This window comes from Pseudomonas benzopyrenica, assembly GCF_036884265.1.
GTDB lineage: Bacteria > Pseudomonadota > Gammaproteobacteria > Pseudomonadales > Pseudomonadaceae > Chryseomonas > Chryseomonas benzopyrenica.
Map to the genome: position 1 here is coordinate 3139001 of NZ_CP145723.1, position 26634 is coordinate 3165634.

Consider the following 26634-nt stretch of genomic DNA (forward strand, 5'->3'; position numbering starts at 1 on the left):
AAACCTTAGAGACGCTCGGTGGAAGGGGTCTGCAGCTGCTCGCGCAGGCGGCGCTTGTCGATCTTGCCGACGGCGGTGAGCGGCAGCTGGTCGAGGAACTGGAAACGGTCGGGCAACTTGTATTCGGCCACGCCCTGCTCGCGCAGATAGCGGCGCAGGGCCACCGGCTTGAGCGCCGGATCGCTAACCACCAGGCAGGCACAGCTCTTCTCGCCCATCAGCTCGTCGGCGATGGCCACCAGGGCCGCGTGAGTGATACCAGGATGGCGCAGCAGCAGGCCCTCGATCTCGGCCGCGGCGATCTTCTCGCCCCCGCGGTTGATCTGGTCCTTCACCCGGCCGACCACCTTGAGGTAACCGGCGGCATCGCGCTGGACCACGTCGCCGGAGAAGTAGAAACCCTCGGCATCGAACACCTGGGCATTGTGCTCGGGGCTGCGGTAGTAGCCGCGGAAGGTGTAGGGGCCCCGGGTGGACAGCAGACCAGGTTGGCCATCGGGCACCGGCTGGCCGTCTTCGTCGGTGATGCGCACCTCGTCATCCGGACTCATGGGCCGGCCCTGGGTGGTGAAGAGACGCTCGGGTTCGTCGTCCAGGCGGGTGTAGTTGACCAGGCCCTCGGCCATGCCGAACACCTGCTGCAGCTGGCAACCCAGTTCGGTGGGCACCCGCCGGGCCTGGGCCTCGGCGAAGCTGGCGCCGCCCACCTGCACCATGCGCAGGCTGGCCAGTCGCGCGCGTTGCTCAGGCGCCGCCGCGGCCTGCAACCAGAGCGCCACCGCCGGCGGCACCAGGGCCACCCAGTCCACCTGATGGCGCTCGATCAGCGCGAAGCAGCGCAGCGGCTCGGGATCGCGGGCCATAACCACGCAGCCGCCGGCGATGAAGACGCCCAGGGCGCCGGGCGAGCTGAGGGTGTAGTTGTGCCCTGCCGGCAGGGCGCAGAGAAAGCGCGTCGCCGGGGTCAGCTGACAGATCTCGACGCTGCGCCTGAGGCTGTAGTAGTAGTCGTTGTGGGTGCGCGGGATCAGCTTGGGCGTACCGGTGCTGCCACCGGAAAGCTGGAAGAAGGCCACCTCGCCACCTGCGGTGGGCGTCAGTTGATAACCCTCCAGGGGGGTATCCAGGCGCTGCTGCAGGCTGCGTGCATCCTGCGCGCCGTCCAGCAGCACCTCGCTCAGCCCGGGCGCCACGTCACGCAACTCGGCGACAAAGGTATCGTCACGGAACAGGTTGTGCTCGGTGGAAGCGATCAACAGCCGCGGCTGGATCTGCTGCGCATAGGCCAGCAGCTCCAGCTTCTGGTGACTGAACAGCGCATTGACCGGGGCGATGCCGGCCTTGAGCAGGGCAAAGAACACCACATAGAACTCGGCCACGTTGGGCAGCTGCACCAGCGCCGTGTCGTGGCGGCGCAGACCGGCGGCCTGCAGGTGGGCGGCCAGGCGGCTGGAGCGCTCGTCCAGCTCGGCATAGCTCAGCTGGCGCTCGCCACAGAGGATCGCCGGGGCGTCCGGCAGGGCCGCACGACTGCGGGCCAGGATCTCGGTCATCGGCAGGTCGGACCAGTAGCCGAGGGCGCGATAGCGGGCGGCCAGGTCTTCCGGCCAGGGGGTGAATTCCAGACTCACGTGGGGTTCTCCTCGTCGAGCAAGCCACAGGCGGCGCGCATGGTGCCCAGTTTGGCGGTGACCTCGGCCCATTCCGCCGCGGGGTCGGAGGCTTCGACGATGCCGGCGCCGGCGAACAGCCGCAGCCAGTCGCCCTGCACCGTGCCACAGCGGATGGTGACCACCCACTCGCCGTTGCCCTGGGCATCGCACCAGCCGACCATGCCGGTGAACAGGCCACGGTCGAAGGGCTCGATGCGCTCGATCAGCTGGCGCGCGGCCACCGTCGGAAAGCCGCAGACCGCCGGGGTCGGGTGCAGCCGGCAGGCCAGTTGCAGCGCCGAGGTGCGGCTGTCGGCCAGTTCGCCGTCGATGGCGGTGGACAGGTGCCACATGGCGTTGGTGCTGAGTAGCGACGGCGTCTCGGGCACGTCCAGGCGGCTGCACAGCGGCGCCAGCTGCTGGCGGATGTCCTCGATCACCAGGCGGTGCTCGTAATGGTCCTTGCTGGACTCCAGCAGTTCGCGGGCGACGCGCTGATCTTCCCGGGGGTCGGCGTGACGCTTGGCCGAACCGGCCAGGGGATTGGTATGGACGAGCGCGCCCTGCTTGCGCACCAGCAACTCGGGGCTGACCCCGACCAGCTCGCCGCCCTCGGCGGTAGGGATGCGGAATTGATAGCCGGTGGGATTCTGCCGCGCCAGATTGGCGAGGATGGCCTCCACGTCGGCGGGCTCGGCCAGCTGGATTTCCTGGATGCGCGACAGCACCGCCTTGCTCAGCTCGCCGCGGCGGAAGGCCTCGATGGCCTCCTCCACCGCCAGGCAGAAGCCGTCCGCGCTGGGCAGGTTGCGCACCTCGCGCACCTGCGCCGGGGTCACCGGTGCGCTGCTGACCGGTGCCGGGCGCGCCATCCAGGCATGCTCGCGGGGCACATAGAGGCAGGAGGGCTTGGTGGTATCGAAGGGAATGGCGCCCATGATCACCGGCTCGGCGATGCCGGCCTGACGGGCACGAGCGAAGGCCTCTTCCACGGCATGCAAAAACAGACTGTCCCGGTGCGCGCCGCCGCTGGCTGGCGTCTCGACCCGGGCACAGATGCCGCGTCCGCGCAGGACACGGTCACCCGACTGGAACAGGAAGGCGGCCTGTTCCTGCTGCTCGGTGGCGATCTGCCCGACCACGTCAGCCCTTTTACTCGACATTGCTACGGACCTCTACACAAATGATAATGCTTATCAATAAGCAGAAATTAACTTTTGTATCAGCGGAAGTCAATTCGTTAGCTGCCAAACGGTTTCCCTCTACAGCACGCACCCCTCTGATCTGTTCGGCAAATCGCCACTGGGCAGAACATCGGCAAGCCTGTCGGACCGCTCTGGCCTTCCGCTTTGCGCGCGCTCGCCCCTGGCCGCCATCGACAGCCCTTGCTGTAGCGAGGTGCATCTTTGAAAATGAGAGTGATTATCTTACAACCGGAAGGCGTCCATGTTCAGCTCGTCGTCAGTGTTTCGCATTCTCACCCCGCTGATCCTCGCCATTCTGGCGCTGGGTGGTACCGCCCGCGCGGCGGACTGGCCCCGACAGATCAGCGCCGACGGCAATCAGGTGACCCTGCCGGCCAAGCCGCAACGCATCGTTTCCACCAGCGTCACCCTCACCGGCTCCCTGCTCGCCATCGGCGCGCCGGTGGTGGCCAGCGGCGCCACCTCGCCCAACAACAGATTCGCCGATGACCAGGGGTTCCTGCGCCAGTGGGGGCAGGTCGCCAAGCAACACGAGGTGAAGCGGCTGTACATCGGCGAGGCCAATGCCGAGGCGGTGGCCGCCGAGGCGCCGGACCTGATCCTGGTCAGTGCCGCCGGTAACGACTCGGCGCTGCGCCTGGTCGATCAGCTCAAGGCCATCGCCCCGGTGCTGGTGGTGGGCTACGACAATCGCAGCTGGCAACAGGTGGTGGAGCTGCTCGGCCAGGCCACCGGTCGCGAGGACGCTGCTGCCAAGGTAGTCGCCGATTTCGACCGGCGGGTCTCCGACCTCAAGGCGCGCCTGCAGCTACCGCCGCAACCGGTGTCCGCCTTCGTCTACAACCCGGCGACGCGCCAGGCCAATCTCTGGACCGCGGCCTCGTCCCAGGGCCAGTTGCTGGAAAGCCTGGGCTTCACCCTGGCGACGCTGCCGGCCGGGCTGACCACGGGACACAGCCAGGGCCAGCGCCACGACATCCTGCAGCTGGCCGGCGAAAACGTCGCCACCGGCCTCACCGGCCAGACCTTTCTGCTGTTCGCCGCGGAGGCCAAGGAAGCCGAAGCGGTACGCGGCAATCCGCTGCTGGCGCACCTGCCGGCGGTCAAGGACAACCGCGTGGAAGCCCTGGGCGCCGAGACCTTCCGCCTCGATCCCTACAGCGCCAACCTGCTGCTGGATCGCCTGGAACAGCGCTACGCCAAGCCCTGAGCCCGGCAGTCGTGGCCATGGCGGTCCGCCGATGCAACTGCTCCTTCGGAACTCCGGTATTTTGTTGATCGCGGCCATGGGCCGCTCCTACGCTTACATTGGCGCCTGTAGGAGCGGCCCATGGCCGCGATCAGTCTTGCCCATCGCTGATCGCCGTAAGCCTCAGCGAAAAACGCTGCGCGGTTTTCCACGCTACGCCGAGTGAACCAGAGCGGATCAGGCACCCAGGCTTTCCGCCCGCCGTAGCCCGCTGGCCAGCGCCCAGCACAGGGCAGCCACCAGCATGGCGACCAGACCAAAGACGAACGCTGCCTGCGCTGGCAACATCAGGCTGGCCAAGCCGCCGAACAGCGCCGCGCCGATGGCCTCGCCGCCGATGTTCTGCGCCGTCCACAGCGCATTGATGCGCCCCAGCAGGCGATCCGGCGTCAGGCGCTGGATCAACGCGTACTGCACCAGGGAATTGAGCGCACCCAGATAGCCGAACAGCACCAGGCACAGCGCTGATAGCCAGAAGCCGGGCAGCAGCGCGAAGACCGCCACGGCCAGAAAGGTGGCCACCGCACTCATCAGCAGGGTACGTCCGGGGCGTGGCGCCTGGTTCAGGCGGCCACTGGTGAGGGCGCCGATGGCCGCGCCCAGGGGCGCGGCGGCATAGAGCCAGCCCAGGTGGCCGGTATCCAGCCCCCAGTGTTCACCCAGCGACGGATAGAGCACCCGCACCGCATTGGCCATGGTCACCAGAGCGCCGACCAGGGCGACCGCGCCCAGCAGGCGATTCTCGAAGAGGAAGGCGATGCCGCCTCCCAGGGCCTGCCAGGGCGTTTCGCGCGGCTGTTCCGGCGGGGGCAGCGGCGGCAGGCGCAGCAGCACCAGTAGGGTGATGAGGGTGCCGCCGGCGGTCAGCATGTAGTTCCAGGCCACGCCGCTCTGGGCGATCAGCAAGGTGCCCAACGGCGGCGCGACGATGGCCGCCACCCGCACGCTGAGCATATTCAGCGCGCCGGCCTGCACCATGGACTCCCGACCGACCAGGATCGGCGTCACCGCCAGCAACGCGGTGACGCCCAGGGCACCGAAGAAGCCATCCCACAGCGCCAGCAGGTAGATGGCCGTCAGCGATGGCTCGGGCAGGCTGGCGTTGACCGCCAGGCCGATGAAGCCCAGGCCGCAGATGGAGCGGGCGGCGAGGATCAGCCGGCGCCGCTCCAGGCGATCGGCCAGCACCCCGCCGGTGAGCAGGCCGACGAACATGCCGATGCCGGCCATGCTCAGCGCCAGGCCCACCTTGAGCGGCGAGTCGGTCAGGGCCTGGACCTGGATAGGTATCGCCACCGCCAAGAGGCCAAGGGACAGCACGGACACCAGACGGGCGATGAACAGGGTACGAAAGGCGGCGTGGGACCTGAGCAGGCCGAAGTCGAGCAGAAAGGACGTCTTGGACATGAATCACCGGAAAAACACAGGGGACGCTATCGAGCCGCCGCGGCAAGGCTGTTAGCATGTAATACAGACTATCATGTGTTAATACGCCTTGTTCTCATCCACTCCCCTTCCTGTCGGTCGTCCCGGATGACCAGGCGCCGCCTCTTCATCCTCGGCTGCGCCGCCCTCCTGCTGCTGCTGGTGATGGCTGCCAGCCTGGCGCTCGGCTCCACCGCCATACCGCTGGCCGACGTCTGGCAGGCGCTGGGCCACGGTTGCAGCGATCCGGCCTGTCTGATCGTGCGCGAGGCACGGCTGCCACGGACCCTCGCCGGTCTGCTCGCCGGCGCGGCCCTGGGCGTGGCCGGCACCCTGATGCAGGCGCTGACGCGCAATCCCCTCGCCGATCCGGGCATTCTCGGCGTCAACGCCGGTGCCAGCTTCGCCGTGGTGCTGGGCATCGCCCTGTTCGGCGCCAGCGGTCCCGAGCACTACCTGGGCTATGCCTTCGCTGGCGCCCTGCTCGCCAGCCTGGTGGTGCTGCTGGCCGGTATCGCCGGTGGCGGCGGCTTCAATCCCATGCGTCTGGTGCTGGTGGGGGTGGCCCTGGGGGCCATGCTCGAAGGTGTCAGCTCGGGCATCGCCCTGCTCGATCCCCAGGTCTACGATCAGCTGCGATTCTGGCAATTCGGCTCGCTGGACGTGCGTCAGCTGGAGCTGCTGCGCAGCGCCAGCCCGCCGGTACTGGGCGGGGTGGCTATCGCCCTGCTGCTGGCTCCGGCACTGAATGCCCTGAGCCTGGGCGCCGACCTGGCCGTGGCCCTCGGCACCCGGGTCCGTCAGACCCAGTTGCTCGGCCTGCTGGCCATCACCCTGCTCTGTGGCGCCGCTGCCGCGGCGGTCGGACCCATCGCCTTCGTCGGTCTGATGGTGCCGCACCTGGGCCGCTGGGCCATCGGCGAGGACCATCGCTGGCTGCTGCCCTTCGTGCTGCTGTTCACCCCCAGCCTGCTCCTCACCGCCGACATCGTCGGCCGCCTGCTGGTCACCAACGAGCTGCGCGTCTCGGTGGTGACCGCCTTCCTTGGCGCACCCCTGCTGATCTGGCTGGCGCGCCGTCAGCGCCAGGGAGGTCGAGCATGAACCGTCCCGGTCGCCTGCGCCTACCCGCCGTGCTGCTGGCCCTGCTCGGCGGCGCGCTGCTGCTGGCGGTGTTCGCCCTGGGTAGCGGCAGCCTGGCCCTGAGCCCTGCCCAGGTAGTGGCCGCCCTGCTCGGCGAGGCGCCGCGCGGTATCGAACTGGTGGTCACCCAGTGGCGGCTGCCGCGGGTGGCCCTGGCACTGCTGATCGGCGCCGCCCTGGGCCTGAGCGGCGCGCTGTTCCAGTCGCTGCTGCGCAATCCCCTGGGCAGCCCGGACATCATGGGCTTCAACACCGGCGCCTACAGCGGGGTGCTGGTCGCGCTGGTGCTGTTCCAGGCCAGCATCCTCTGGAGCACCACCGCCGCCCTGATCGGTGGCCTGGCCAGCGCCGCCCTGGTCTATGCCCTCACCTGGCGCGGCAGTGGCGTGGATACCCTGAGACTCATCATCGTCGGCATCGGCGTGCGCGCCCTGCTGATGGCGCTCAACACCTGGCTGATCGTGCATGCCTCTCTGGAAGCCGCCTTCAGCGCCGGCCTGTGGAGTGCCGGCTCGCTCAACGGTATCACCTGGACCAAGGCCTGGCCGGCGGTGGTCTTCATCCTGCTGGCGGGTGCGGCCAGCCTGGCGCTGAGTCGCCGACTGTTCCTGCTGGAGATGGGTGACGACACCGCCTGCGCCCTGGGTGTGCCGGTGGAACGCACCCGGCTGTCGCTGCTGGGCCTGGGCGTGGTGCTCACCGCCGCCGGCACCGCGGTGGCCGGGCCGATCTCCTTCATCGCCCTGGCCGCACCGCAGATCGCCCGCCGCCTGACCGGCACTCAGCGTCTGGCGCTGCCCGCCGCCGCCCTCACCGGCGCGGTCCTGCTGCTGGGCGCGGATCTCATCGCCCAGCGCCTGTTCCTGCCCTATGTCCTGCCGGTGGGCCTGGTCACGGTGAGCCTGGGCGGGCTCTACCTGATCGGCCTGCTCATCTGGGAGTCCCGCCGCTCATGAACGACGCCCCTTCCTCGCGCCTGCACGCCGAGCGCCTGACCCTGGGCTACGGCCGCAAGCTGATCGCCGAGGACCTCTCGCTGACCATTCCCGATGGCGAACTGACGGTCATCATCGGCCCCAACGGCTGCGGCAAGTCGACCCTGCTGCGCACCCTGAGCCGGCTGCTGGCGCCCAGCCAGGGCCAGGTCTGGCTCGACGGCCAGGCGATCCAGAGCTATCGCACCAAGGAGGTGGCCCGCCGTCTGGGCCTGCTGCCGCAGAGCTCTCAGGCCCCGGGCGATATCTCGGTGCGCGATCTGGTGGCCCGCGGACGCTATCCGCACCAGACCCTGTTCGGCGGCGTGCGCTCCGACGACGAGCGCGCGGTGACCCACGCCATGCAGGCCACCGGCGTCTTCGAACTGGCCGACCGGGCGGTGGACACCCTCTCCGGCGGCCAACGCCAGCGGGTATGGATCGCCATGGCCCTGGCCCAGGAAACACCCCTGCTGCTGCTGGACGAACCCACGACCTGGCTCGATATCACCCACCAGATCGACCTGCTGGAATTGCTGGAAGACCTCAATCGCCAGCAGGGCCATACCTTGGTGATGGTGCTGCACGACCTCAACCACGCCTGCCGCTATGCCACCCACCTGGTGGCCATGCGCGGCGGCAAGGTACTGGCCACCGGCCGCCCGCGCGACGTGGTCACCCCCGAATTGATCAAGGCGGTCTACGACCTGGACTGCCTGATCATCGACGACCCGGTGGCCGGGACACCCATGGTGGTGCCCCTGGCACGGCGCTCGGCTGGCTAGAGTCCTTTCAGCGCCCGATTCAGCACCGGACCGATCTGCGCCAGCTGGGCCGGGGCGATGATGTCGACATGGGCGCAATCCACCTCATGGGCCTGCAGGCGGGTGATCCAGGGCGCCCAGGTGGCCTTGACGTCCATTCCCGCCGGCAGGGTGCGGCGGGCGACGAACATCAGCGCCTCGCCGTCGAAGCGAGCGCTGCGCGCCGTGGCCAGCAGCCGCACCGAATCGGCGTAGTTGCCCTCGATGGTGGCGAACAGCTGCGCCCCCTCCCCCAGCGCCGGATCGGCCAGCCCCTGCTGGGCGGCGAGAAAGGCCTCGCGTTCGCGATTCACCTCGGCCAGCACCTCCGGATCCAGCTCGCGCTGGCCCCCGCGCTCCTGCCAGTTCTGGGTTTCCGGCGGATAGGTATCGAGCAGGCCGAGGAAGGCGACCTCTTCTCCTGCCGCCTGCAGTCGCGCCGCCAGGCCCTGGGCCAGGGTACCGCCCAGGGAATAGCCGAGCAGATGATAGGGGCCCTGCGGCTGCACCTCGCGCAGGGTGCGCAGATGGCGCTGAATGACGGCTTCCAGATCGGCGCCCTGGGCCAGGGGGCCGTCCGGACGCGGCGACTGGATACCGAGCAACGACCAGCGCGGATCCAGGTGCCGAGCCAGCACGCTGAATTGCCAGGCGAAGCCCGAGGCCGGATGGAAACAGAACAGCGTGGGACCGTCGCCCGGGCGCAGCGGCAGCAGGGTCTCGAAGCCGGCACGGGTCTCGCGGGCCGCGTCCTGCTCCAGCTGGCGCGCCAGGCGGGCGACACTGGAGGCCACCATGATCTGGCCAATGGACACCGGCTGCCCCAGCCGCCGCCGCAGATTGGCCGCCAGGGTCATGGCCAGCAACGAATGACCGCCCAGGGCGAAGAATTCATCGTCCGCGCCACCGATGGCGCAGCCGAGCACCTCGGAAAAGGCCGCCGCCAATTCACTCTCCAGCCCCGGCGCCAGGGGTCGGCTCGCGGCCTTGGCCACGCCCTGGGGCGCCGGCAGAGCCTTGCGATCCAGCTTGCCGGTGGCCCCCAGAGGCAGGGTGTCCAGCTCCACCAGGGCCACTGGCACCAGATGCGGCGGCAGGCTTTCGCCCAGGCGCGTGCGCAGGCGCTCCAGGTCCAGTGCGGCGCCCGGCTGGGCGATCAGATAACCCACCAGTTGGCGGGCATCGCCACCTGCGCTGTTGGCCGCCTCGCCCAGCACCCGGGCATGGGTGACCGCCTGGGCCACGCCTGGCAGCGCCAGCAGGGCATGGTCGATTTCCGCCAGTTCGATGCGCTGCCCGCGCAGCTTGACCTGGTCGTCGCTGCGTCCGAGGTACTCGACGACGCCCTCCGGCAGCCAGCGCGCCACGTCGCCGGTGCGATACAGCCGCTCGCCCTGCCCGTCCGGCGCGGCGATGAAGCGTGCGGCGGTCAGCTCCGGTCGGCCCAGGTAGCCATCGGCGAGTTGCACCCCGCTCAGATAGAGCTCCCCCGCCACACCCGGCGGCACTGGCCGCAGGCGTTCATCGAGGATGTGCAGCCCGGTGTTCCACACCGGCTTGCCGACGGGCACGCTGCTGCCGGTGACGGCCGCCAGGGCGGCGCCATGGGCCGGATGGTAGGAGACGTCCACCGCGGCCTCGGTGGGGCCATAGAGATTGTGCAGGGGCGCGCCGACCCGGCGCTCCCAGGTACGGGCCAGCTCGGTGGGCAGGGCTTCGCCGCTGCAGAACACCTGACGCAGGCTGGCGCAGCGGGCCACCGCGGCCGGCTCGTCCAGGCTGGCGACGAAGGCCGCCAGCATCGACGGCACGAAGTGCACCGTGGTCACCCGCTCGCGAGCGAACAGCTCCTGCAGCGCCGCGGGATCGCGATGGGCCTCGGGCGGCGCCAGGTACAGCCGGGCGCCCACCAGCAGCGGCCAGAAGAACTCCCAGACCGAGACATCGAAACTGCTCGGTGTCTTCTGCAGGACAGTGTCGCCGGCGCCGATGGGATAGCTGTCCTGCATCCACAGCAGGCGATTGACGATGGCGGCATGGCCGACCACCACGCCCTTGGGGCGACCGGTGGAGCCGGAGGTATAGAGCAGATAGGCCGGATCGCCGGGGCGCGGCCCTTCGAACACCGGATCCTGGTCCACCCCCTCCAGGGGCGCATCCAGGATCAGCACCTGGCTATCGTCCAACCCCGGGAAACGCCCGCGCTGGCTGGCATCGGTCACCAGCACCCGTGGCCGGGCGTCGTCGAGCATCAGTTGCAGGCGCTCGTTGGGATAGCCGCTGTCCAGCGGCAGGTAGGCGGCGCCCAGTTCGATCGTGGCCAGCAGCGCCAGGGACAGTAACACCGAACGCGGCAGGGCCACGGCAACGATATCGCCCCGCCCTACCCCGGCCACGCTCAGCCGTTGGGCCAGGGCCAGCACCTGCTGGCGCGTTTCCCGATAGCTGAAGGCGTGTTGCAGATCGGCCAGCGCCGGAGCCTCGGGGGTGCGCGCCGCCTGGTCGGCCAACAGGGTCGCCAGGGTGGTCGCCGGTAGCGCGCGCTTAGTGGCGTTGATCGCGGCCAGCCAGTTCCGGTCTGCCGGGGCCAACAGGTCTGCCTCACCCAGGGTAAGGCCAGGGTGATCGGCGAATTGCTCCGCCAGCAGCCCGAAGCGCGCGGCGTGTCCCTGCAGCAGCTCGGCGGCATAGCGCTCGGCATTGCCCAGCAGCTTGATGTCCAGGGCACCGCTCGCCTCCAGGTAGAGGGCGATCTCCAGGTCGCGCACCGGCCCCGAGGCCAGTTCGTGGGTGATGCCCGGCACCCCGGCGAAATCCAGGGCGAAATCGAACAGCTTGAGGTTGATGACCGGTCCGGTCAGCGGCTCGGCATCGCCCGGCCGGCCGAGATCGCGGGCGATCTGCTCGGCGTCGTAACGCTGGTGGCGACGCACCTTCTTGAGCTCGGCGGCCAACCCGGCAGCCAGCTCCGGCAGCCTCTGGGTCGAGTCGGTACGCACGCCCAGCGGTAGGACGTTGAGGGTCGCGCCACCGGATTTGAGCGCCACCGAACCCATGCGTCTCATGAAGATGAAGCCGGCGCTGAAGGCCGGTTGCCCGCTGAGACGGGCGAACCAGGTGGCGGCCAGGGCCACGGCCAGATCCGCTGGCGTCACCCCTTGGGCCTTGCCCTGCTCGGCCAGCCTGGCGAAGACCTCGGCAGGTACCCGGGCGCGCGCCTCCACCACCCGCGGCGTGGGCACCTGTCCCGACAGGCCACCCGGCGCCAGGGAGGCCGCCGGCGGCAAGGCCGCGCCGCGTTCGCGCCAGAAGGCTTCGTCGCGCTCGCGGACGGCCGACTGCTGATAGTCCTGATACTCGCGCACCACCTCGGCGAAGGAGACGAAGGGCGAGGCCTCGGCCGTCTCGCCCCGCACCGCGGCGCTGTACAGGGCGGCCACCCGCTTGGCCAGGGCGGCGAAGCCATAGCCGTCGATCAGCAGGTGGTGATAACGCTGGTACCAGAACAGGTGATTGTCGCCCAGCTGGTAGATCCGGTTGAGCCACAGCGGACCGCCACTGGTGGCCCGCAGGTCGCCGTCGAGATCGGCGCGGATGGCCGTTCGCGCCGCATGCTCGGGATCCGCCGCATCGCGCAGATCCAGCCACTCGGGCCCAGTGATCACCGCATCGCTGTCGATCCACTGCATTAGTTCGCCCTCACGCTCGGCGAACCTGAGCTGGAGGCTGTCCAGTTCGCCGAGGCCCTGGACGATGGCCACCAGCAGCGCCTGGGCGTCGAGCGGCCCGCGCAACTCGACCAGATGGGCCACGGCGAAGGCATTGGCATGGGGCGACAGCTGATCGGCCATCCAGATACCGGGCTGGGCGGCGACCAGGGGCAGCTCGGGAAAGACGCAAGAGGGCGTAGAGGACACAGGAACTCCAGTCAGGAAAGCAGAGAGGCGGCCGGGCGGATATCGCGCCAGTGGCTGGCCAGCCAGTCGTCGCAGGCCGCGCGCGGTGCGGGCCCGAACACCGGCGCCCAGCCGGCGGGAACGGCCATGGTCTCCGGCCAGAGGCTGCACTGGCCCCGGGCATTGCGCAGGATCAGCAGCACCTGCGCGGGATCGTCGAAGGGATTGAGAGCGTCCATCGGACCTCCTGGCAGTAGGGATTAGCGGTGGGCGTCGGCGGCGACCAGGGGTTGCCAGAGCCAGACCAGGCCGTCGAGCAGGCCCCCGCGCCACCAGAGGGCATCATGGCCCCCATCGATCTCGCGATAGTCGAGCGCGTGGCCCTGCTCGCGCAGGCGCGGGACCAAGGCCCGGGAGGCTTCGAGGATGGCCGGCTCGCGCAGCCCCGCCTCGATGAACAGCCGCAAGGGATGCCCCCTCCCCTGCCCGCTTTCCAGCGCCTCGAACAGTCGACCTGGTTTGCCGCGTTGCGGCCACCAGAAGGAACCGGACTGGCTCAGCGCGCAGCCGAAGCGCTCCGGCCAGTGCAAGGCGGCATAGAGCGCCGCCAACCCGCCAAAGCTCTGCCCGGCGACCACGGTCGAGGTGGCCGACTGGGCATGGGGCGCCCAGTCGCGCACCTGGGGTAGCAGCTCTTCCTGCAGCGCCAGCCAGAACTCGGGATTGCAGGGCAACTCGCTGCCACGCAGGGCGCGATCGCTGTGGTCGATCAGCAGATAGACCGCTTCCGGCAACTGGCCGGCATCCGTGAGCTCTTGCAACGGCACGCCGATGGGCATCGTCTGGGCCCAGAATTGCCCATCCAGCAGAATGGCCAACGGCCGTTCCATACGGGTGGTATTACCGGTAGCGAAGAGCCACACCGGGCGGCTGTTGCCCAGTCTGGCGCTGTCCCACTGGAACTGCTGCAGGCTCGGCCATGCCGCGGAAGACAGGGTGCGATCGGTGTCGAAGGCCGCCCAGGCCGGTTGCGCAGGCGCATCCGGCAGATGCACGCCCGACACCGCCAACCCGCGGCCACCCTGCCAGGCGCGGCGGGGATTGAGCCGGTCGGCCTGGGCCAGGGGAAAGACGCTGCGCCACCAGAGGCGGATGCCCTGCAGATCAGGCTGGGCTTCGCCTTCGAAGGGCGCCGGCTCCCCGCTGGGGATCAGGCAGTAGCTGCCCCGCCAGCGACCCTCCAGCTCGGTCTCCCAGGTCCAGACATCGGTGCCTGGCAGACGCCGCAGGCTCTGCGGCAGGCCCGGTTGGTGGTGGTCGGTGACCCCGGTGATATTGAGCCAGACCCGCTGGGTACTGGAGCTCTCGGCCAAACCCTCGGGATCGCGCCAGACAAAGGTCAGGCGATAGCGCCCGGCCACAGTGGGTTCGATCAGCGGCGTGCCGCGGCAGGCGACGGCCTGCCACCAGGACTCGCTGCCCACATCGTCCCGCTGGAAGAGTGAATCTTTCATCGCATCTCAGTGCATCGTGGAAGAGATCGTCATGGCCTGTATCGCGCCGACCGACCCGAGCCTGGCCCGGGTCGGCCTGGACCTCAGAAGTCGTAACGCGCGCCGACCATCACGCTACGCGAGGGGCCCTGGAAGTTGAAGGTGGAGACCGAACCTACGCGCGACCAGTATTCCTTGTCGAGAAGGTTGTTCACGTCCAGGGTCGCGGTGAGTTGCTTGGTGACCGGATAGGAGAACTTGGCATCCACGGTGGCATAGCCGGGGGCGGACACGGTGACCCCGGAGGTCTGGTTGGTCTGGGAGAAATCGCTCATCGCGGTCACCCCGCCGCCGATGCTCAGACCGGTCAGCGGACCGCCCGCCAGGGTGTACTTGGTCCACAGCGAGGCCATGTGCTTGGGCATGGCTTCGAACAGGGTATTGCCATCGCCGCTGAGGTTCTGGGTATCCATGTAGGTGTAGCCGGCGAGCATCTCCCACTGCTCGGTGAGCTTGCCGCTGACCTCGATCTCGGCGCCCTTCACCCGGGTCTTGCCGGAGCTGTCGGAATAGGTGGTGATGGCCACGCCGTTGGCGTCGAAGGGCCGGGCCGCCCGGTTCTCGTCGGTCAGCTGGAAGATCGACAGCCGTGCATTCATATCGCCGTTGAAATAGCTGCCCTTGATCCCGACCTCGTACTGGTCACCCTCGCGCGGATCCAGCGCCTTGCCCTGGCCATCCAGCTCGCTCTGCGGCTTGTAGACCTTGGAGTAGCTGGCGTAGAGGGAATGGTAGTCGTCCAGGTCGTAGACGGTGCCCAGATAGGGGGTGACGAAGCCACTGTGCTTCTGGCTTTCCCCCGCCTCGGCGCCGCTGGCCAGGGTGGTAGTGTAGGCCTCGCCCCGGTACCAGGAAACGCGGGCGCCGCCGATCAGCGCCAGGCGCTCGATGGGCCGGAAGGTCACCTTGGAATAGAGGCCGAACTCGCGATCCTCACTATTGAAGTCGGTCTGGTAGGCGCGCGCCGGCTTGGCGAAGCGGGTCGGCGAATAGCTGTTCACATTGACCGTACCCAGGACGCTGTTGCCATTCTGGTAATCGGTGTCGTAGTGCTTGTAGTCGGTACCCACGACGAATTCGCTGACCTGCCCCAGCGCCTCGAACGGCTGGCTGTAGCTGGCATCGAGGGAATAGGCGTCCTGCTCGAAGTCCCGGGTGCTGGCGCGGATGCTGGTGTTGCCATTGGCCTGCACCGCCCCGCCGGTGAAGGCATAGAGGTAATCCGCCTCCCGGTGCGACGCCCGCGCGGCGATGCGCCCATAGCCGCCGTTATCGAACCTGTGGGTCAGCTCGAAGATGCCGTCGGTGGTCTTGCCGTCGAAGTAGTTCCAGTCCGCTCCCAGGAAGCGCGACTGGCTGAAATCCAGCAGATTGCCCTGGGTATCGGTGGGATAGCCGTTGTGCGGGGTGAGGTTCTTGACCTGATGGATCAGGCCGAAGGAGATCTGGGTGGCATCGGACAGGTCGATGTCCAGGTCGCCGTAGTAGCTCTGGTCGGTGTTGGCGTTGTAGTCCACTTCGCCATTGGTGTCGGCGCGGGAGGCGACGAAGCGACCGCGGACATTCTTGCTTTCGCTGAGCGGACCGGCCAGGTCGATCTCCTGGTAGTTGGTGTCCCAGGAGCCGTAGCGCCCGGTGATATGCCCCTGGAACTCGTCGGTGCCGCGCTTGCGCACCATGTTGACGATGCCGCCCAGTTCGCTGGTGCTGTTGAACAGCCCGGAGGGGCCGCGCATGATCTCGACCCGGTCGAAGGGCGAGAGGATGGGCACGGTGCCGAAGATGCTGGTCATGGGCGCCGGCAGGCCGTCGATGTTGTATTCGTCGTACTCGTAGCCACGCGAATAGATGGAGGAACGCCCGCTGTCGTTGGTCAGCACCCGCAATCCGGCCGTGGACTTGGCCAGCTCGTCCAGGGTGTTGAAGTTGCGATCCTTGATGTACTCGCTGGTATAGGAGGTGATCGACTGGGGAATGTCGCGCAGGGCGGCCGGCGTCTTGGTGCCCACGGTCGCCGAATCCACGGTATAGCCGCCGGTCTGTTCCGAGGGTGCCATATCGTAGAGGCGATTGCCTTCGATGGTCAGGGTGTCCAGTTCCGTGGCGTTCTGCTCGGCCACCGTGGCGGCCAGGGCCGTCAGCGGAAAGGGAATCAGCGCGCCGATCAGGAGCAACTGACGAAGGGCCGCGCGAGGAAGGCGGATGGGCTGGCAGAGGGTTCCTTGGGTGTTCATGGTGATCCTTGTGACCGTGGCGTTGCAGCCGACGCCGTGCACTTGAAGGCTGCTCTTCGCGGCATCGCGCGAGGGCCAGCACTTTAAATGATAAAAACTCTCATTATCAAATGTTACGTTAAGTAATAGCTGTTTGCATTGCGGCGAACAGGCAGCCGTGATCCACGCCTGGTACTGCGGGCGCAATGGAGAAGAAAGGAGGGAGAAAGCCGCGGTCGGACGTGCACGGTCCGACCGGAGGGGAATCAGGCCTGGCTTGAGCAGGCCCCAGAGAAGCCGGCGAAGTCGTTAGAGACCGGACACCGCGGGGGTCTTGGCCGCCACCTGACCGATCACCGGGCTGGGCAGCCGGCAAACGATCTCACCGATGGCATTCATGCGTGCCAGACCACCATCGCCCTTGCAGGCGTGATAGTCGGCAAGGTGTTCGGAAGGCGAGTTGCGCAGCCCCTGATCGAGCGCAACCACCAGAGCGATGACGCCCAGCCCCAGGACGACAAGTTCGAGCGTGCTGCGGGCACGATACCAGTGGATCGGTCGCGAAGGGCTCATGGCGGCTCCAGGGAGAGGCAAGTGATGGCGAAGTGGCTTCCTACTCTAATCCTCCTGGCCCGGATGTAAACAGCCGTTGCTCGCCTGGGCGATAGCGGTCATCTGCTCGCCCAGGGGTGTTGTCCTGCGCCCGGGCAAGGCCTTGCCATGGCCTTCTTACCTCATCCCCTGGGCACTCCGACTCGCGAGGCGCCAGGAGCGGCCCCCGCGATCAGTGACAGCAGCCGCTGTGCCCGCCCGTATCGCGCTCACCTCCCCTCCTCTGCTACCGGTCCGAAACCGACAGCGGACCGAGGACGAGACTCAGGGATTTTCCTTGCTGGGCGTCTTGATGTAGCCGGGCACGGCGGAATCGGGAGGCGAGTGGCGCCCTTCGCTGGCTGCGGCGTCATTGGCCTGGGCACGGTCTTCCTGGGCCTTGGTCTGCTCCTGGGCAGCCCGGTCGACCTTGCCTTCGGCAGCCTTTTCCTCGGCCTTCTGGCTATGGACCTGAGCCTCCCGGGCATGGTCTTCGGAAGTCTTGTCGCACGCCGCCAGGGTTGCGGCAGTAGCCAGTACGAGGGAGCACAGCAGAACTTTCGACATCGGGTATTCCTGTGAAAAGAGACCTTTGAGAGACCTGGAAAAGCACGGGTTGGTTTCTGACCCGCCGCACCGGCTTTGCGACCTGAGGTGTCCGTCGCACGGTGGGCGTGGCGGAACCCGCATGCCTGCCCAGCGAGCTGATAGTCGTCGAGCGCCTGAACCGCACCGCCAGGCTCTAGCGCGCGTATCTGATCATTATCGACAACAGCTGGTCGCCCCGCGAAGGCCGCACGTCCGCAGACGATGCGGAAAGGTCGGGTGATACGACTAGGCTGCGGAGCTGTTGGCCATGGACAGGCATCGAGACGCGCCATGACGTCTGCCGCCGTTGGCCTCCTGCCTCAACATCGCCAATAAAGCAGGGAACAACCATGACGCTTCTTCAACGGGTAGTCGGCGGCATCGCTCTCCTGGTGTTTCTGCTGCTGGGCATTGTCGCCGTGAGCTTCAACAGTACCCAGTCCATCCATGAACGGCTGACGGTCATCACCGAGCAGTCCGCCCCGCTCGGCCAGGCGGTCGGCGAAATCAACGTGCAGCTGCTGAGCGCCAACCAGGCCCTGCTCGGTCTGCTGGCCGAGTCCGATACCGCCCAGATCGCCACGCGCGAACAACAATTCCACCAGCAATTCGCCAACTACCTGCAGCTGCACCAGCGCCTGCCGGCGCTGTTGCGCGACCACGAGCAACTGGTCCAGGCACTCGATCAAGAGCAGAAACTGGGCAATGCCTACGGCCAGCAGGCGAAAATCCTCATCGACAGCTACCGCCAGCTGGTCACCGTGCGCCGTGAAACCCGGACCCTGCAGGGCTATGCCACGCCCGAGGCCAATCGACTGTCCAGCTACCTGCAGGCCTACAGCGCACAACGGAAGGCGGAAGGCGCCACTTTGGCGGTCCGCGCCGCCCAGTTGCTGCTGATCGAAACGGACAAGACCTACGCCGCCTTCGCCGCCCAGGCGGCACGCGTGGATCTGCCGAGCCTGGCCGTGGCGCTCAACCAGCAGCAGGATGTCATCACCGACCGGCTGCGCGATCTGGCCGCCCTCGACGAGCGCAACGCGCGTATCGTGGGCGTGATGGTCACGCGCCTGCTGCACGAGATGACCGCGCCCGATGGGCTGCGCCAGGCCTACGAGCGGCAGGCCGCGGCCGAAGCCCAGTTCGACGACCAACGCCAGCGTACCAGCACGGCGCTGCAGGCGACCCTGGATGCCCTGCGCACCCTCAGCGGCGGGGCCGTCGCCGTGGCGCAGCAAGCCAAGAACGATACCGATGCCAGCGTGGCCACCAGTCGCCAGGTACTCTTCATCGTCGCCCTGCTGGCGATCTGCGCCGCCGTGCTCATCGGCCTGTGGGTCGCGCGCGGCCTGCGGCGTCCGCTGCAGGCGTTCCGCGAATCGCTGCGCCAGGTCACGGCTGGCGATCTGCGGGTCCAGTTCGATGTGAGTCGCAAAGACGAATTCAGCGAGCTGGGCGGCTATCTCAACGAACTGATCCGCTCGCTGCAAACCACGGTGACAACCCTTACCCAGTCGGCCGACGACCTCCGTCGTACCGCCCAGGCCAATGCCGACATCAGCGCCAGCACCACCCGCGCCGTGGAGGAGCAGACCGAACGCCTCGGGTCCGCCGCCTCGGCGATGACCCAGATGGAAAGCACCGTGGCCGAGGTGGCCCAGCGCGCGCTCGACACCAAGGATGCCGTGGACCACACCTTCGAGCTGAGCACCGCGACCGGCACCACCGTCGCCGAGACCATCGACAGCATCCAGCGTCAGGCCCAGCAGATCCAGGTCGCCGCCCAGGCCACCGATGAACTGCAGGGCTATGGCCAGAGCATCGACGGCATCGTCGATGCCATCCGCAATATCGCCGAGCAGACCAACCTGCTGGCGCTCAATGCCGCCATCGAAGCCGCCCGCGCCGGTGAACAGGGGCGCGGCTTCGCCGTGGTCGCCGACGAGGTACGCTCCCTCGCCAGTCGCACCCAGAGCTCCACCAGCGAGATCCAGCAGCAGATCGAACAGATGCAGCAGAAGATCCACTCGGTGGTGGACATCATGGGGGTGAGTCGCGCCCAGTCCGGGGAGTGCGTGCAACTGGCCTCCTCCACCCGCGAAGCCCTGCAGAACATGAGCCAGGCGGTCGGCACCATCCGCGAGATGAACACCCAGATTGCCGCCGCGACCGAAGAGCAGAGCGCCACCGTGCAGCAAACCAGCCGCATGATGGTGCAGATCAACGACGCCGCGCTCCGGGCTGCAGAAGGCGCCGAGCGCGCCGCGCACAGCAGCGAGGACCTTTCGCTCATGGCCAGCCGGCAGCGCGAGCTGCTGCAACGTTTCAGTGTCTGATCGGGGATCGACTCATGTTCAAGCCAACGCTTCGTCTCCTCGCCGGTTTCATGCTGGCCGCCACCTGCGTCAACGTGGCCCAGGCCAGTGCCCCGCTAATCGGCGTTTTGACCTCCAAGCGCGACAACTTCCGTACCGCGCTGATCAATAATGTCGAGGAACGCGCCCGTACCCTGGACGCCGATCTGTTCCTGGAAAACGCCAGTAGCGACAGCGCCTTGCAGCTACGCCAGTACCGCAACCTGATCGCCGCCCGGGTCGATGCGGTCATCGTCAATCTCATCGATGACAGCAACACCCAGGAGATGCTGTCCCTGGCGATGAGCAGCAAGGTGCCGCTGGTGTTCATCAACTATCGCCCCAATGTCTCGCCGTTGCCGGCCTATGCGGGCTTCGTCGGTTCGGACGAGGTGGAAGCCGCGACGATGCAGATGGAGGAGCTGGCCCGCCGCGCCGGCTACAAGGGCAAGGTGGCGATCCTGATGGGCGAATCGCACCACCCGGCGACCAAGCTGCGTACCGAAAGCGTCGAGAAGGTGGTGGCCAAGTACCCGGACATGCAGGTCGTGGTTAAGGCCTCGGCCAACTGGCAGCGCAGCGAGGCTACCGATCTCGTCATGCAGTGGGTCAACAAGGGCGTGGCCTTCGACATCGTCGCCGCCAACAACGACGAGATGGCCATCGGTGCGATCCGGGGGCTGGAAAAGGCCGGCAAGCCGCTGGCGCAATACCTGGTGGGCGGCATCGACGGCACCCCCGACGGGTTGCAGGAAATGCGCGCGGGCAAGCTGGCGGTCAGCGTCCTGCAGGATGCCAAGGGCCAGGGCGAAGGCGCGGTGGACATGGCGCTGCGCCTGGCCAATGGCCCCACCAGCAACACGCTCACCCAGGTGCCCTTTCAGCTGATCACCCCGGACAACCTGGCGTCTTTCTAGCCCCTGGCCGCAGCGGGGCCGTCCTTCTTCGGCGGCCTCGCCTCGCGCTTAACTGCGCGCCCTGCCCGTTCCGGCACTTGGCACGCCCCGTTCAGAATCGCCAGCTGAGTCGAGCCTTGAGGTCCTGGTCCTTGGTCCGGCCACTTAGTTGCCCGTCATAGCCCAGGCCTAGCGACACCGTCTCGCTCAGCGCCATGTCCAGCGCGCCCTGCATCACGGCGGACTCACGCGCGATGGGCGCCCCCATCAGTTTGAAATCCGGCCCACCGGCGAAGGCCGCCTCGTGCTCGGGCGTGGTATCACCAAAGGCATGGCGCCAGCCCAGGGTGGCGCTCGGCACCACCTTCCAGTCACCTAGCGGTTTGCTCGCCAGGCGCAGACCGAGGGTGCTGAAGGTCACGTCGGTGTTCTGCCGCGGATTGTCCAGCGCCAAGGCACCACTGCGCTCGTGGAAGCCGTCGGTCCGCAGGTGCACCTGGGCCAGGTTGGCGAAGGGCGAGAGGTTCAGGCTGCCCGCGTCGATCCGATAGGCCAGTTCGCCAAAGGCCTGGGTGGTGTCGGCGTCATAGTCCGGCGCCAGGTGCTGATTGCTGCCGAGGACCGCCAGGTCGCGCTGCGCCGCCACCGAATGCCAGCTGTGGGCCAGGCCCAGCTTGAGACTGAAGGCATCCCAATGCTGGCCGGCATAGAGCCCCAGGTGGTAGTTGGTGCTGTCGAGCGAGCCGGATTCGTCGCGCAGATCCAGATCGGTATGACCCAAGCCCACCAGCCCCCCGACGCGCCAGCCGTTGTCCAGCGGGATGTCACCGCCAATCAGCAAGCCATGGCTGTGGCTGTCCAGGCTGCTGGCGTCGCGACTGCCGTCGTTGCGGCCCCAGGCACCGAGCGCCTGGGTCCAGACCAAGCCGCGCTCGGGGCTGCCGGCCAGGCCCTGGATGCCGGAACCGGACGGAGCGTCGTCCTGGGCGTCGTGCAGACGCTCGGCCATGGCGTTGCGTACCAGACGGCTGTCCTCCACCAACACCGTCTTAGTCGAGGCATGCAGTTCGTTGCCCAGGCTCTGGAAGGTCGAGCGAGCACCAGTGGCGTTGGTCGCGACGACCTGACTCCACAGCGCATTGCCGGCGCCGGCCTTATCCAGCCCCTCTGCAGCGGACCGGGCATTGCGGCCATCGGCCAGGTCGGCGAAGCCCACGCCATTGCGTGGCAGGCTTAGGATCGCCTGGTTGGCGCTATAGCTCAGCGTCGGGGTGAGGAAGGCGAAATCGGATTGGATCTGCCCGAAGCGACCGCTCAGGCGGTTACCGGCGCTAAGTAGCTGATAGCTGTCCAGGGGCTGCCAGTAGGGGCTGGAAACCAGTGCCAGGGTGGCGCCGTTGACGGCGATGCTGCCCGTGGCGACCAGGCGATCGGCGCGGTTGCTGGCATCGGTCTCGACCTGATAGATCGAGCCTTGGTCGAGGGTGGCGTTGCCGTTGACGTCGAGCTGCCCTACCGAGTTGCCGGGGGCGAGAATGCCGCCCTGGGCCACGTGAAGACTGGCCAGACTGCCGTTACCGCCCAGGGTGGCGCCGGTATTGACGGTGACCGCCGAGTTGCCGAGGTTGCCATTGATGGCCAGGCGACCCTGATCGATGCGGGTGGTACCGGCGAAATCGCTATTGCCGGTCAAGCTCAGGGAGCCGACCCCGGTCTTCACCAGGCTGCCAGTGCCATGCAGTCTGTTGGCTAGGCTGTCGTTGACCGACTGCTCCAGTATCAGGGTGGCGTTGTCGGTGATGTCGCCGCTGCCGAAGGCCTGGGCGTGGCCACGCAGGGTACCGCCATTGATCAGCGTGCCACCGCTGTAGGTGTTGAGACCAGTGAGGGTGAGTTCGCCACTGCCATTCTTGGTCAGGCTGCCGCTGCCACCGATGTTGTTGCGCCAGGCATCGAGGACGTTGAAGCCACCCTGGCTCGCATCCATGTTGACGCTGACGTTGCCGTTAAAGGCGCCGTAGCCATCGGCCGCAGCCATCAGGTTGAGCCGACCGTAGCCGTTGGATTCGTCGATGACCACATAGCCCGAGGACAACTCGGTGCTAGCCAGGATGTCGCGGCGCTGGCTGGCGCTGAGATAAGGGAAGCGCGTTTCCAGCAACACCTCGGCATTGACCGGTACCACCGGCGCCAGATTGGTCGGGCCAACGGGGGCGAAGCCGTAGGTCATGCGGGCGGTGTACAGCGCCCGGTCCCGCGCGTGCTGCGACTGCTGGTCGGTAGCCGGATCGACTTGAGCCACGCAGTTGTTGATGTCGCCGCCACACTGCTGAGCGAAGTAGGCCTGGGCCTGGGCGAAGGCATCGCTGCGCAACTGGGCGTTGTTGACCAGGTTGTCGATGGCGAAATAGGTAGCGGTGATGCGCCCACCGATCACGTCCAGCGGCGAGTGCATGCCGGCGACGATGCGATTGTTGCCCAGCTCAGAGGCGCGGAAGAGTTCCTCTCCCAGGCGCTGAGGCACGGCGTAGCCGTAGCCGATGCCGGCCAGATAGGCCGCATTGGTATGGCCGCTGGGAAAGCCGCCATCGCTCGCGGGCGTTTGGCTGCGCGCCGGACGCAGGGACGGCGCCACGATGTCTTCGCTGGTTTGCCTCCAGGGCCGAGGATACTGATAGAAGTTCTTCGCCGAACTGGTGGAGGCGTCGTCGCGAATCGCCTTGACCAGTTGGGCGACCTTGCCCAGGCGCGAATGGATGTCGCCCGAGCCATTGCCCTGGTCTTCGTACTTGACCGTCTGGGTCGAGGCGTCGAATTGGGGAATGGTGGTGAAGGCTCCCGCGCCGACTCGATAGGCCTCGGCCAAGGGACCCAGGCCACTGATCAGGCTGTAGCTCTGGTCACGACGGTCGTCGTAATAGGCGGCCACTTCCTGGTCGTGGGTACGGGTGTGGGACAGATCGATCACATACTGCACGTTACGCTGCAGGATGGGCGCGCCCAGGGCGATCGGGGATCCAGTATTCCAGGTGGCGCCCGGCGTCCAGAGCTTACTGTATCCCGACAGCAGATCGACCCCATTGGTGGCATTGCTACCCGAGCGGCTAGCGGCCTGCACCGACACCGCCAGCAGTGATGCCGTGAACACGGCCGTGATTACCGCGGGTTTATTGCCTGAACGTTTCACCGACTCTTCCCCTTAGCCTCTTTGATACAACTTGTTACAAGTTGTCTGGGGCGGCGAGCCTAGAGGGCAGATGTGACGCTATGACGATTCTTTCGAGGCGGTTTTACGACATCTTATAGAGTACAGAACGGCGACCCAGGGTCGAGGCAGGAAAGGCATGCCCCGGGTCGCTGCCGATAGTGCCGCTGGCTGAAAGCCCTGAGCCTGACCCGGTCCCGGTCCCGGTCCCGGTCCCGGTCCCGGTCCCGGTCACGCGGTCCAGCGCCTGAGCGCTAGCGGCGCCTCAGGGTGTCCAGATCACACCAGAGGTGCAGCTTGGTAACAAAGGTATTGCCCACAGCGACTGCCAGCGGCTCGCGGCCAAAGACCGTGAAGCCCGCCTGTTCATAGAGCGCCTGAGCGGCATGGTTGCCTTCGGTGACCGTGAGCTGAATGACCCTGAGCCTGGATAGCTCCTGCGCATGGGCCAGCAGCTCGTCCAGCAAAGCCTTCGCTATGCCCAGGCGCCGGTACCGGATGGGCACGTACATCCCGAACAGGGTCGCCTTGTGCCGGCCCTTTTCCCGCGTCTCGAGGCCAAGGCCGACAACGCCCAGCAGATCCGCGCCCTGGGTCGCACCCCAGACCCGCTCGCGCGCCTGGGCGCCTTCCTGCAGACGACCCTCCCACCAACTGAGCGGCAGACTTTCCCGCTCCTGCGGGCTCGAAGTGAAGGCCTCCGGATGTGCGGTGTAAGCCTCCAACATCAGCTGCCGATAGGCAGGAGCCCAGGCCGTTCCCAAGCGCTGGATGTCCATCCTGATCTCCTTCCAAGCGACGATCCCTGAAATGGCATCTAAGCCAGCCCTACTGCACGGCCGTGACGTTGCCAGCTCTCGACCTGCGACAAGGTCACGATCCGGCACGTCGTGCGACGCCTGTCCGGCGCTGTCGGCCGCGCCGTCGCTCAGTAGTCGTCGTAGCTGACCCTCCAGAACAGGTCGATGCTACCGTCATCGCGATGGGCCACGATCAGGCCTTCGGTCTCGCCAAAGGCTTCCAGCAACAGTGCCCAGTCCTCACTGCTCGCCGCCAGACGCTCCACGTGCACGTGCTTGTCGAGGACCCCGCGCGCATTGTTGACCAGCCGCGACACTCGCATCGTCAGGCGCTCATAGGAGGTCGGCTGGGGCGGCTGGCTATGAGCCATGGGCATATGAGCCATGGGCACAGGCTCCATAACTGTCTATTTACACAGTAGCCCTCGATCCAGGCGACTGGCAAGTTTCCGGACACCAGCAGAACCGGTGGTGCGAGCAGAGGTGCCCAGCGCCGAACGGCTATCGCCTAGCAAGCACCCCTACCCTGACGCCAGACGAACGCTCTAAGCCAAGCGCCTCGATTCGCTGGTGGCCCAGAGTCAAGGTCATGGCTCCAACTCCGCCTGCGTTCGGCTGATCAGCCCCGAGCCATCACCCATGATGGCAATAAGCCGTCTATCCAGGGATAACCGCCAGCCATCCCCCCAAAAGATGTGACCTGGATCACTTTTTAACTTCTAAGGTCAGACTAACTCGCAACATTCAGGCTGTCCGTAAAGACGTCCGCCGCCGGGCTGACCGCCGCCACAGATCTGGTGAGCGGCTGGTAGCAAAAGATCACACTCCATCGCGCTAGCTATTCCAGGTGCCCTCTTACACCGATGGGTATTGCGATAACAAAAAAATGTATGTCTGGCTGAGGTTCACTCAACCCCGCCCCCTATCCAGGTAGTCACCATGCAGCACAATGGCTGGAATCTCCTCAGCAACATCAGCGTTCGGGCCAAGCTGACGCTTGGTTTCTCCCTACTCATTGGCATGATCCTGCTGGTGGCCTATACCGGATGGCAGGCCACGGACGCCCTGCGCGACCGCAGTGAAAGGATCAGCGATATCTCCGGATTCAGTACCCTGGCGCGCGACATGCGCATCGAGCGGCTCGTCTATATCGTCAAGGCCGACGATACCCAGGCGGCCAAATGGCTGGCCGCGCTCGACAAGATCGAGGTTCAGTTGCAGAACGTCACGCCCAACTTCAATTCGAAGGCCAACGAAGCCCTGCTGAGCGAAGCCAAGGCCGCCCTCAAGCGCTATCGGGACTTCTACAACCAGGTGGTGACGGCAACCCGCGAACGCGCGGCCGTCCAGCAGGCTGCCACCGCCACGGCGGAAGCGGCCAACACCTATCTGCTGGCCCTGGCCACAGCAGCCAATGCCCAGGAGGGGCGTTTCGAAGACCGCCAGCAGGTGGCGGCCCTCTTCATCGATTTGCAGCAGATGCGCATTGCCCTGCGTAGCTATGCCACCACGCCCAGCAAGGAAAACGAGAGCGCTGCCCACCGCGCCTTGGATGAGATTCAGGCAAAGGTCAAGCTGCTCGGCACGACCAGCGGCCTGCCGACCGAGGCCTTGCAGACACTTGGCAATGAAATCGCGGGCTACCAGCAGCGCCTGCAGCAACTGATCACCACCCAGGTACAGGTGGATCAGGGCCAGGCCGGTATCACCACGACCATCACGTCGCTGCTGTCGATTGCCGACAAGCTCACCGCGATCCAGAAGGAATTGCAGCTGACGGATGTAAGCGGTGCACGTCAGCTGTTGCTGGTATGGCTGGCCATCGCGATCGCCCTGGGCCTCATCGGCGCCTGGCTGATCACCCGGTCCATCGTCCACCCTCTGAAGGACACCGTCCTCCTGGCGCAAACGGTCGCCAACGGCGATTTCACCCGTCAGTTGGAAGTGACCCGCAAGGACGAACTGGGCGCGCTACAGATCAGCATGCAGCAGATGACCACCAACCTGCGTGGGCTGATCGGCGAGATGAAGGACGGCGTCGTCCAGGTTGCCAGTGCCGCCGAACAGCTCTCGGCGGTTACCGAACA

General features: G+C 66.9%; 18 protein-coding genes and 2 pseudogenes. 8 read left to right on the forward strand and 12 right to left on the reverse strand.

Annotation, left to right across the window (positions count from 1 at the left end; translation table 11 throughout):
- Positions 1–5: 5 nt before the first annotated feature.
- Together V6W80_RS14780 and V6W80_RS14785 are read right to left on the reverse strand one after the other, a co-directional pair.
- Entirely contained in the window at positions 6–1631 is a 1626-nt protein-coding gene (locus V6W80_RS14780) for a (2,3-dihydroxybenzoyl)adenylate synthase (RefSeq protein WP_231354834.1), read from the reverse strand.
- Positions 1628–2815, reverse strand: coding sequence for an isochorismate synthase (locus V6W80_RS14785; protein WP_338544652.1), 1188 nt, complete (start codon positions 2813–2815; stop codon positions 1628–1630). Before V6W80_RS14785 ends, V6W80_RS14780 begins: the two co-directional genes overlap by 4 nt.
- 283 nt (positions 2816–3098) lie before the next feature.
- Between V6W80_RS14785 and fepB the strand changes: the two genes are divergently transcribed.
- On the forward strand, positions 3099–4067 hold the full coding sequence (gene fepB, locus V6W80_RS14790; RefSeq protein WP_338544653.1) for a Fe2+-enterobactin ABC transporter substrate-binding protein: 969 nt from the start codon (positions 3099–3101) through the stop codon (positions 4065–4067).
- 216 nt (positions 4068–4283) lie between these two features.
- Here the strand turns inward: fepB and entS are convergent, their stop codons facing one another.
- Positions 4284–5513 (reverse strand): enterobactin transporter EntS, encoded by a 1230-nt coding sequence (gene entS, locus V6W80_RS14795; RefSeq protein ID WP_160923502.1) that lies wholly within the window; start codon positions 5511–5513, stop codon positions 4284–4286.
- A gap of 126 nt (positions 5514–5639) precedes the next feature.
- Here entS and fepD point away from each other — a divergent pair, with 126 nt between their 5' ends.
- From fepD to V6W80_RS14810, 3 genes are read left to right on the forward strand one after another with little or no spacing between them, the layout of a single operon-like run.
- Positions 5640–6635: a Fe(3+)-siderophore ABC transporter permease gene (gene fepD / locus V6W80_RS14800; RefSeq protein ID WP_338544654.1), complete on the forward strand. Its 996-nt coding sequence runs from the start codon at positions 5640–5642 to the stop codon at positions 6633–6635.
- Positions 6632–7630 carry an iron-enterobactin ABC transporter permease gene (gene fepG / locus V6W80_RS14805; RefSeq protein WP_338544655.1) on the forward strand — a complete coding sequence of 333 codons (999 nt, stop codon included), beginning with the start codon at positions 6632–6634 and terminating at the stop codon, positions 7628–7630. The genes fepD and fepG overlap by 4 nt, the downstream gene beginning before the upstream one ends.
- A complete protein-coding gene (locus V6W80_RS14810; RefSeq protein WP_338544656.1) occupies positions 7627–8433 on the forward strand; it encodes an ATP-binding cassette domain-containing protein in 807 nt (268 codons plus the stop codon). Before fepG ends, V6W80_RS14810 begins: the two co-directional genes overlap by 4 nt.
- Here the strand turns inward: V6W80_RS14810 and V6W80_RS14815 are convergent.
- The 6 genes from V6W80_RS14815 to V6W80_RS14840 form a co-directional block, all read right to left on the reverse strand.
- The gene (locus V6W80_RS14815) at positions 8430–12368 is read right to left on the reverse strand and encodes an enterobactin synthase subunit F (RefSeq protein ID WP_338544657.1); all 3939 of its coding nucleotides are present in this window, start codon (positions 12366–12368) and stop codon (positions 8430–8432) included. The genes V6W80_RS14810 and V6W80_RS14815 overlap by 4 nt on opposite strands.
- Positions 12369–12379: 11 nt before the next feature.
- Positions 12380–12586, reverse strand: a complete 207-nt coding sequence (locus V6W80_RS14820; RefSeq protein WP_160923498.1) for an MbtH family protein — start codon at positions 12584–12586, stop codon at positions 12380–12382.
- A gap of 21 nt (positions 12587–12607) precedes the next feature.
- Positions 12608–13861 (reverse strand): enterochelin esterase, encoded by a 1254-nt coding sequence (gene fes / locus V6W80_RS14825; RefSeq protein ID WP_338544658.1) that lies wholly within the window; start codon positions 13859–13861, stop codon positions 12608–12610.
- A gap of 83 nt (positions 13862–13944) precedes the next feature.
- Positions 13945–16134 carry a TonB-dependent siderophore receptor gene (locus tag V6W80_RS14830; protein ID WP_338544659.1) on the reverse strand — a complete coding sequence of 730 codons (2190 nt, stop codon included), beginning with the start codon at positions 16132–16134 and terminating at the stop codon, positions 13945–13947.
- Between the two features lie 288 nt (positions 16135–16422).
- The gene (locus tag V6W80_RS14835) at positions 16423–16686 is read right to left on the reverse strand and encodes a hypothetical protein (protein WP_173149213.1); all 264 of its coding nucleotides are present in this window, start codon (positions 16684–16686) and stop codon (positions 16423–16425) included.
- Positions 16687–16989: 303 nt separating this feature from the next.
- A complete protein-coding gene (locus V6W80_RS14840) occupies positions 16990–17271 on the reverse strand; it encodes a hypothetical protein (RefSeq protein WP_017642136.1) in 282 nt (93 codons plus the stop codon).
- Positions 17272–18374: 1103 nt separating this feature from the next.
- On the opposite strand from V6W80_RS14840, the pseudogene V6W80_RS24085 reads away from it, so the two are divergent.
- From V6W80_RS24085 to V6W80_RS14850, 3 genes and pseudogenes are all read left to right on the forward strand, one after another.
- Positions 18375–18722 (forward strand): annotated as a pseudogene (locus tag V6W80_RS24085) (methyl-accepting chemotaxis protein); the annotation flags it as partial.
- A 201-nt stretch (positions 18723–18923) separates the two neighbouring features.
- Positions 18924–19628 carry a methyl-accepting chemotaxis protein gene (locus tag V6W80_RS24090; protein ID WP_430707810.1) on the forward strand — a complete coding sequence of 235 codons (705 nt, stop codon included), beginning with the start codon at positions 18924–18926 and terminating at the stop codon, positions 19626–19628.
- Positions 19629–19642: 14 nt separating this feature from the next.
- The gene (locus V6W80_RS14850; protein WP_093252682.1) at positions 19643–20563 is read left to right on the forward strand and encodes a substrate-binding domain-containing protein; all 921 of its coding nucleotides are present in this window, start codon (positions 19643–19645) and stop codon (positions 20561–20563) included.
- A 91-nt stretch (positions 20564–20654) separates the two neighbouring features.
- Here V6W80_RS14850 and V6W80_RS14855 read toward each other — a convergent pair whose 3' ends face one another.
- The 3 genes from V6W80_RS14855 to V6W80_RS14865 form a co-directional block, all read right to left on the reverse strand.
- Entirely contained in the window at positions 20655–23699 is a 3045-nt protein-coding gene (locus V6W80_RS14855; protein ID WP_430707811.1) for an autotransporter domain-containing protein, read from the reverse strand.
- Between the two features lie 302 nt (positions 23700–24001).
- Positions 24002–24526 carry a GNAT family N-acetyltransferase gene (locus V6W80_RS14860; protein WP_338544662.1) on the reverse strand — a complete coding sequence of 175 codons (525 nt, stop codon included), beginning with the start codon at positions 24524–24526 and terminating at the stop codon, positions 24002–24004.
- 149 nt (positions 24527–24675) lie between these two features.
- Positions 24676–24933 (reverse strand): DUF1654 domain-containing protein, encoded by a 258-nt coding sequence (locus tag V6W80_RS14865; RefSeq protein ID WP_338544663.1) that lies wholly within the window; start codon positions 24931–24933, stop codon positions 24676–24678.
- Positions 24934–25567: 634 nt separating this feature from the next.
- Between V6W80_RS14865 and V6W80_RS24095 the strand changes: the two are divergent.
- A pseudogene (locus tag V6W80_RS24095) lies at positions 25568–26497 on the forward strand (methyl-accepting chemotaxis protein); the annotation flags it as partial.
- Positions 26498–26634 lie beyond the last annotated feature (137 nt).

Coding starts and splice junctions, on each gene's coding strand:
- V6W80_RS14785 (WP_338544652.1), bottom strand. CDS start 2,815: ATGTCGAGTAAAAGGGCTGACGTGGTCGGGCAGATCGCCACCGAGCAG.
- fepB (WP_338544653.1), top strand. CDS start 3,099: ATGTTCAGCTCGTCGTCAGTGTTTCGCATTCTCACCCCGCTGATCCTC.
- entS (WP_160923502.1), bottom strand. CDS start 5,513: ATGTCCAAGACGTCCTTTCTGCTCGACTTCGGCCTGCTCAGGTCCCAC.
- fepD (WP_338544654.1), top strand. CDS start 5,640: ATGACCAGGCGCCGCCTCTTCATCCTCGGCTGCGCCGCCCTCCTGCTG.
- fepG (WP_338544655.1), top strand. CDS start 6,632: ATGAACCGTCCCGGTCGCCTGCGCCTACCCGCCGTGCTGCTGGCCCTG.
- V6W80_RS14810 (WP_338544656.1), top strand. CDS start 7,627: ATGAACGACGCCCCTTCCTCGCGCCTGCACGCCGAGCGCCTGACCCTG.
- V6W80_RS14820 (WP_160923498.1), bottom strand. CDS start 12,586: ATGGACGCTCTCAATCCCTTCGACGATCCCGCGCAGGTGCTGCTGATC.
- fes (WP_338544658.1), bottom strand. CDS start 13,861: ATGAAAGATTCACTCTTCCAGCGGGACGATGTGGGCAGCGAGTCCTGG.
- V6W80_RS14830 (WP_338544659.1), bottom strand. CDS start 16,134: ATGAACACCCAAGGAACCCTCTGCCAGCCCATCCGCCTTCCTCGCGCG.
- V6W80_RS14835 (WP_173149213.1), bottom strand. CDS start 16,686: ATGAGCCCTTCGCGACCGATCCACTGGTATCGTGCCCGCAGCACGCTC.
- V6W80_RS14840 (WP_017642136.1), bottom strand. CDS start 17,271: ATGTCGAAAGTTCTGCTGTGCTCCCTCGTACTGGCTACTGCCGCAACC.
- V6W80_RS24090 (WP_430707810.1), top strand. CDS start 18,924: ATGGAAAGCACCGTGGCCGAGGTGGCCCAGCGCGCGCTCGACACCAAG.
- V6W80_RS14850 (WP_093252682.1), top strand. CDS start 19,643: ATGTTCAAGCCAACGCTTCGTCTCCTCGCCGGTTTCATGCTGGCCGCC.
- V6W80_RS14860 (WP_338544662.1), bottom strand. CDS start 24,526: ATGGACATCCAGCGCTTGGGAACGGCCTGGGCTCCTGCCTATCGGCAG.
- V6W80_RS14865 (WP_338544663.1), bottom strand. CDS start 24,933: ATGGCTCATATGCCCATGGCTCATAGCCAGCCGCCCCAGCCGACCTCC.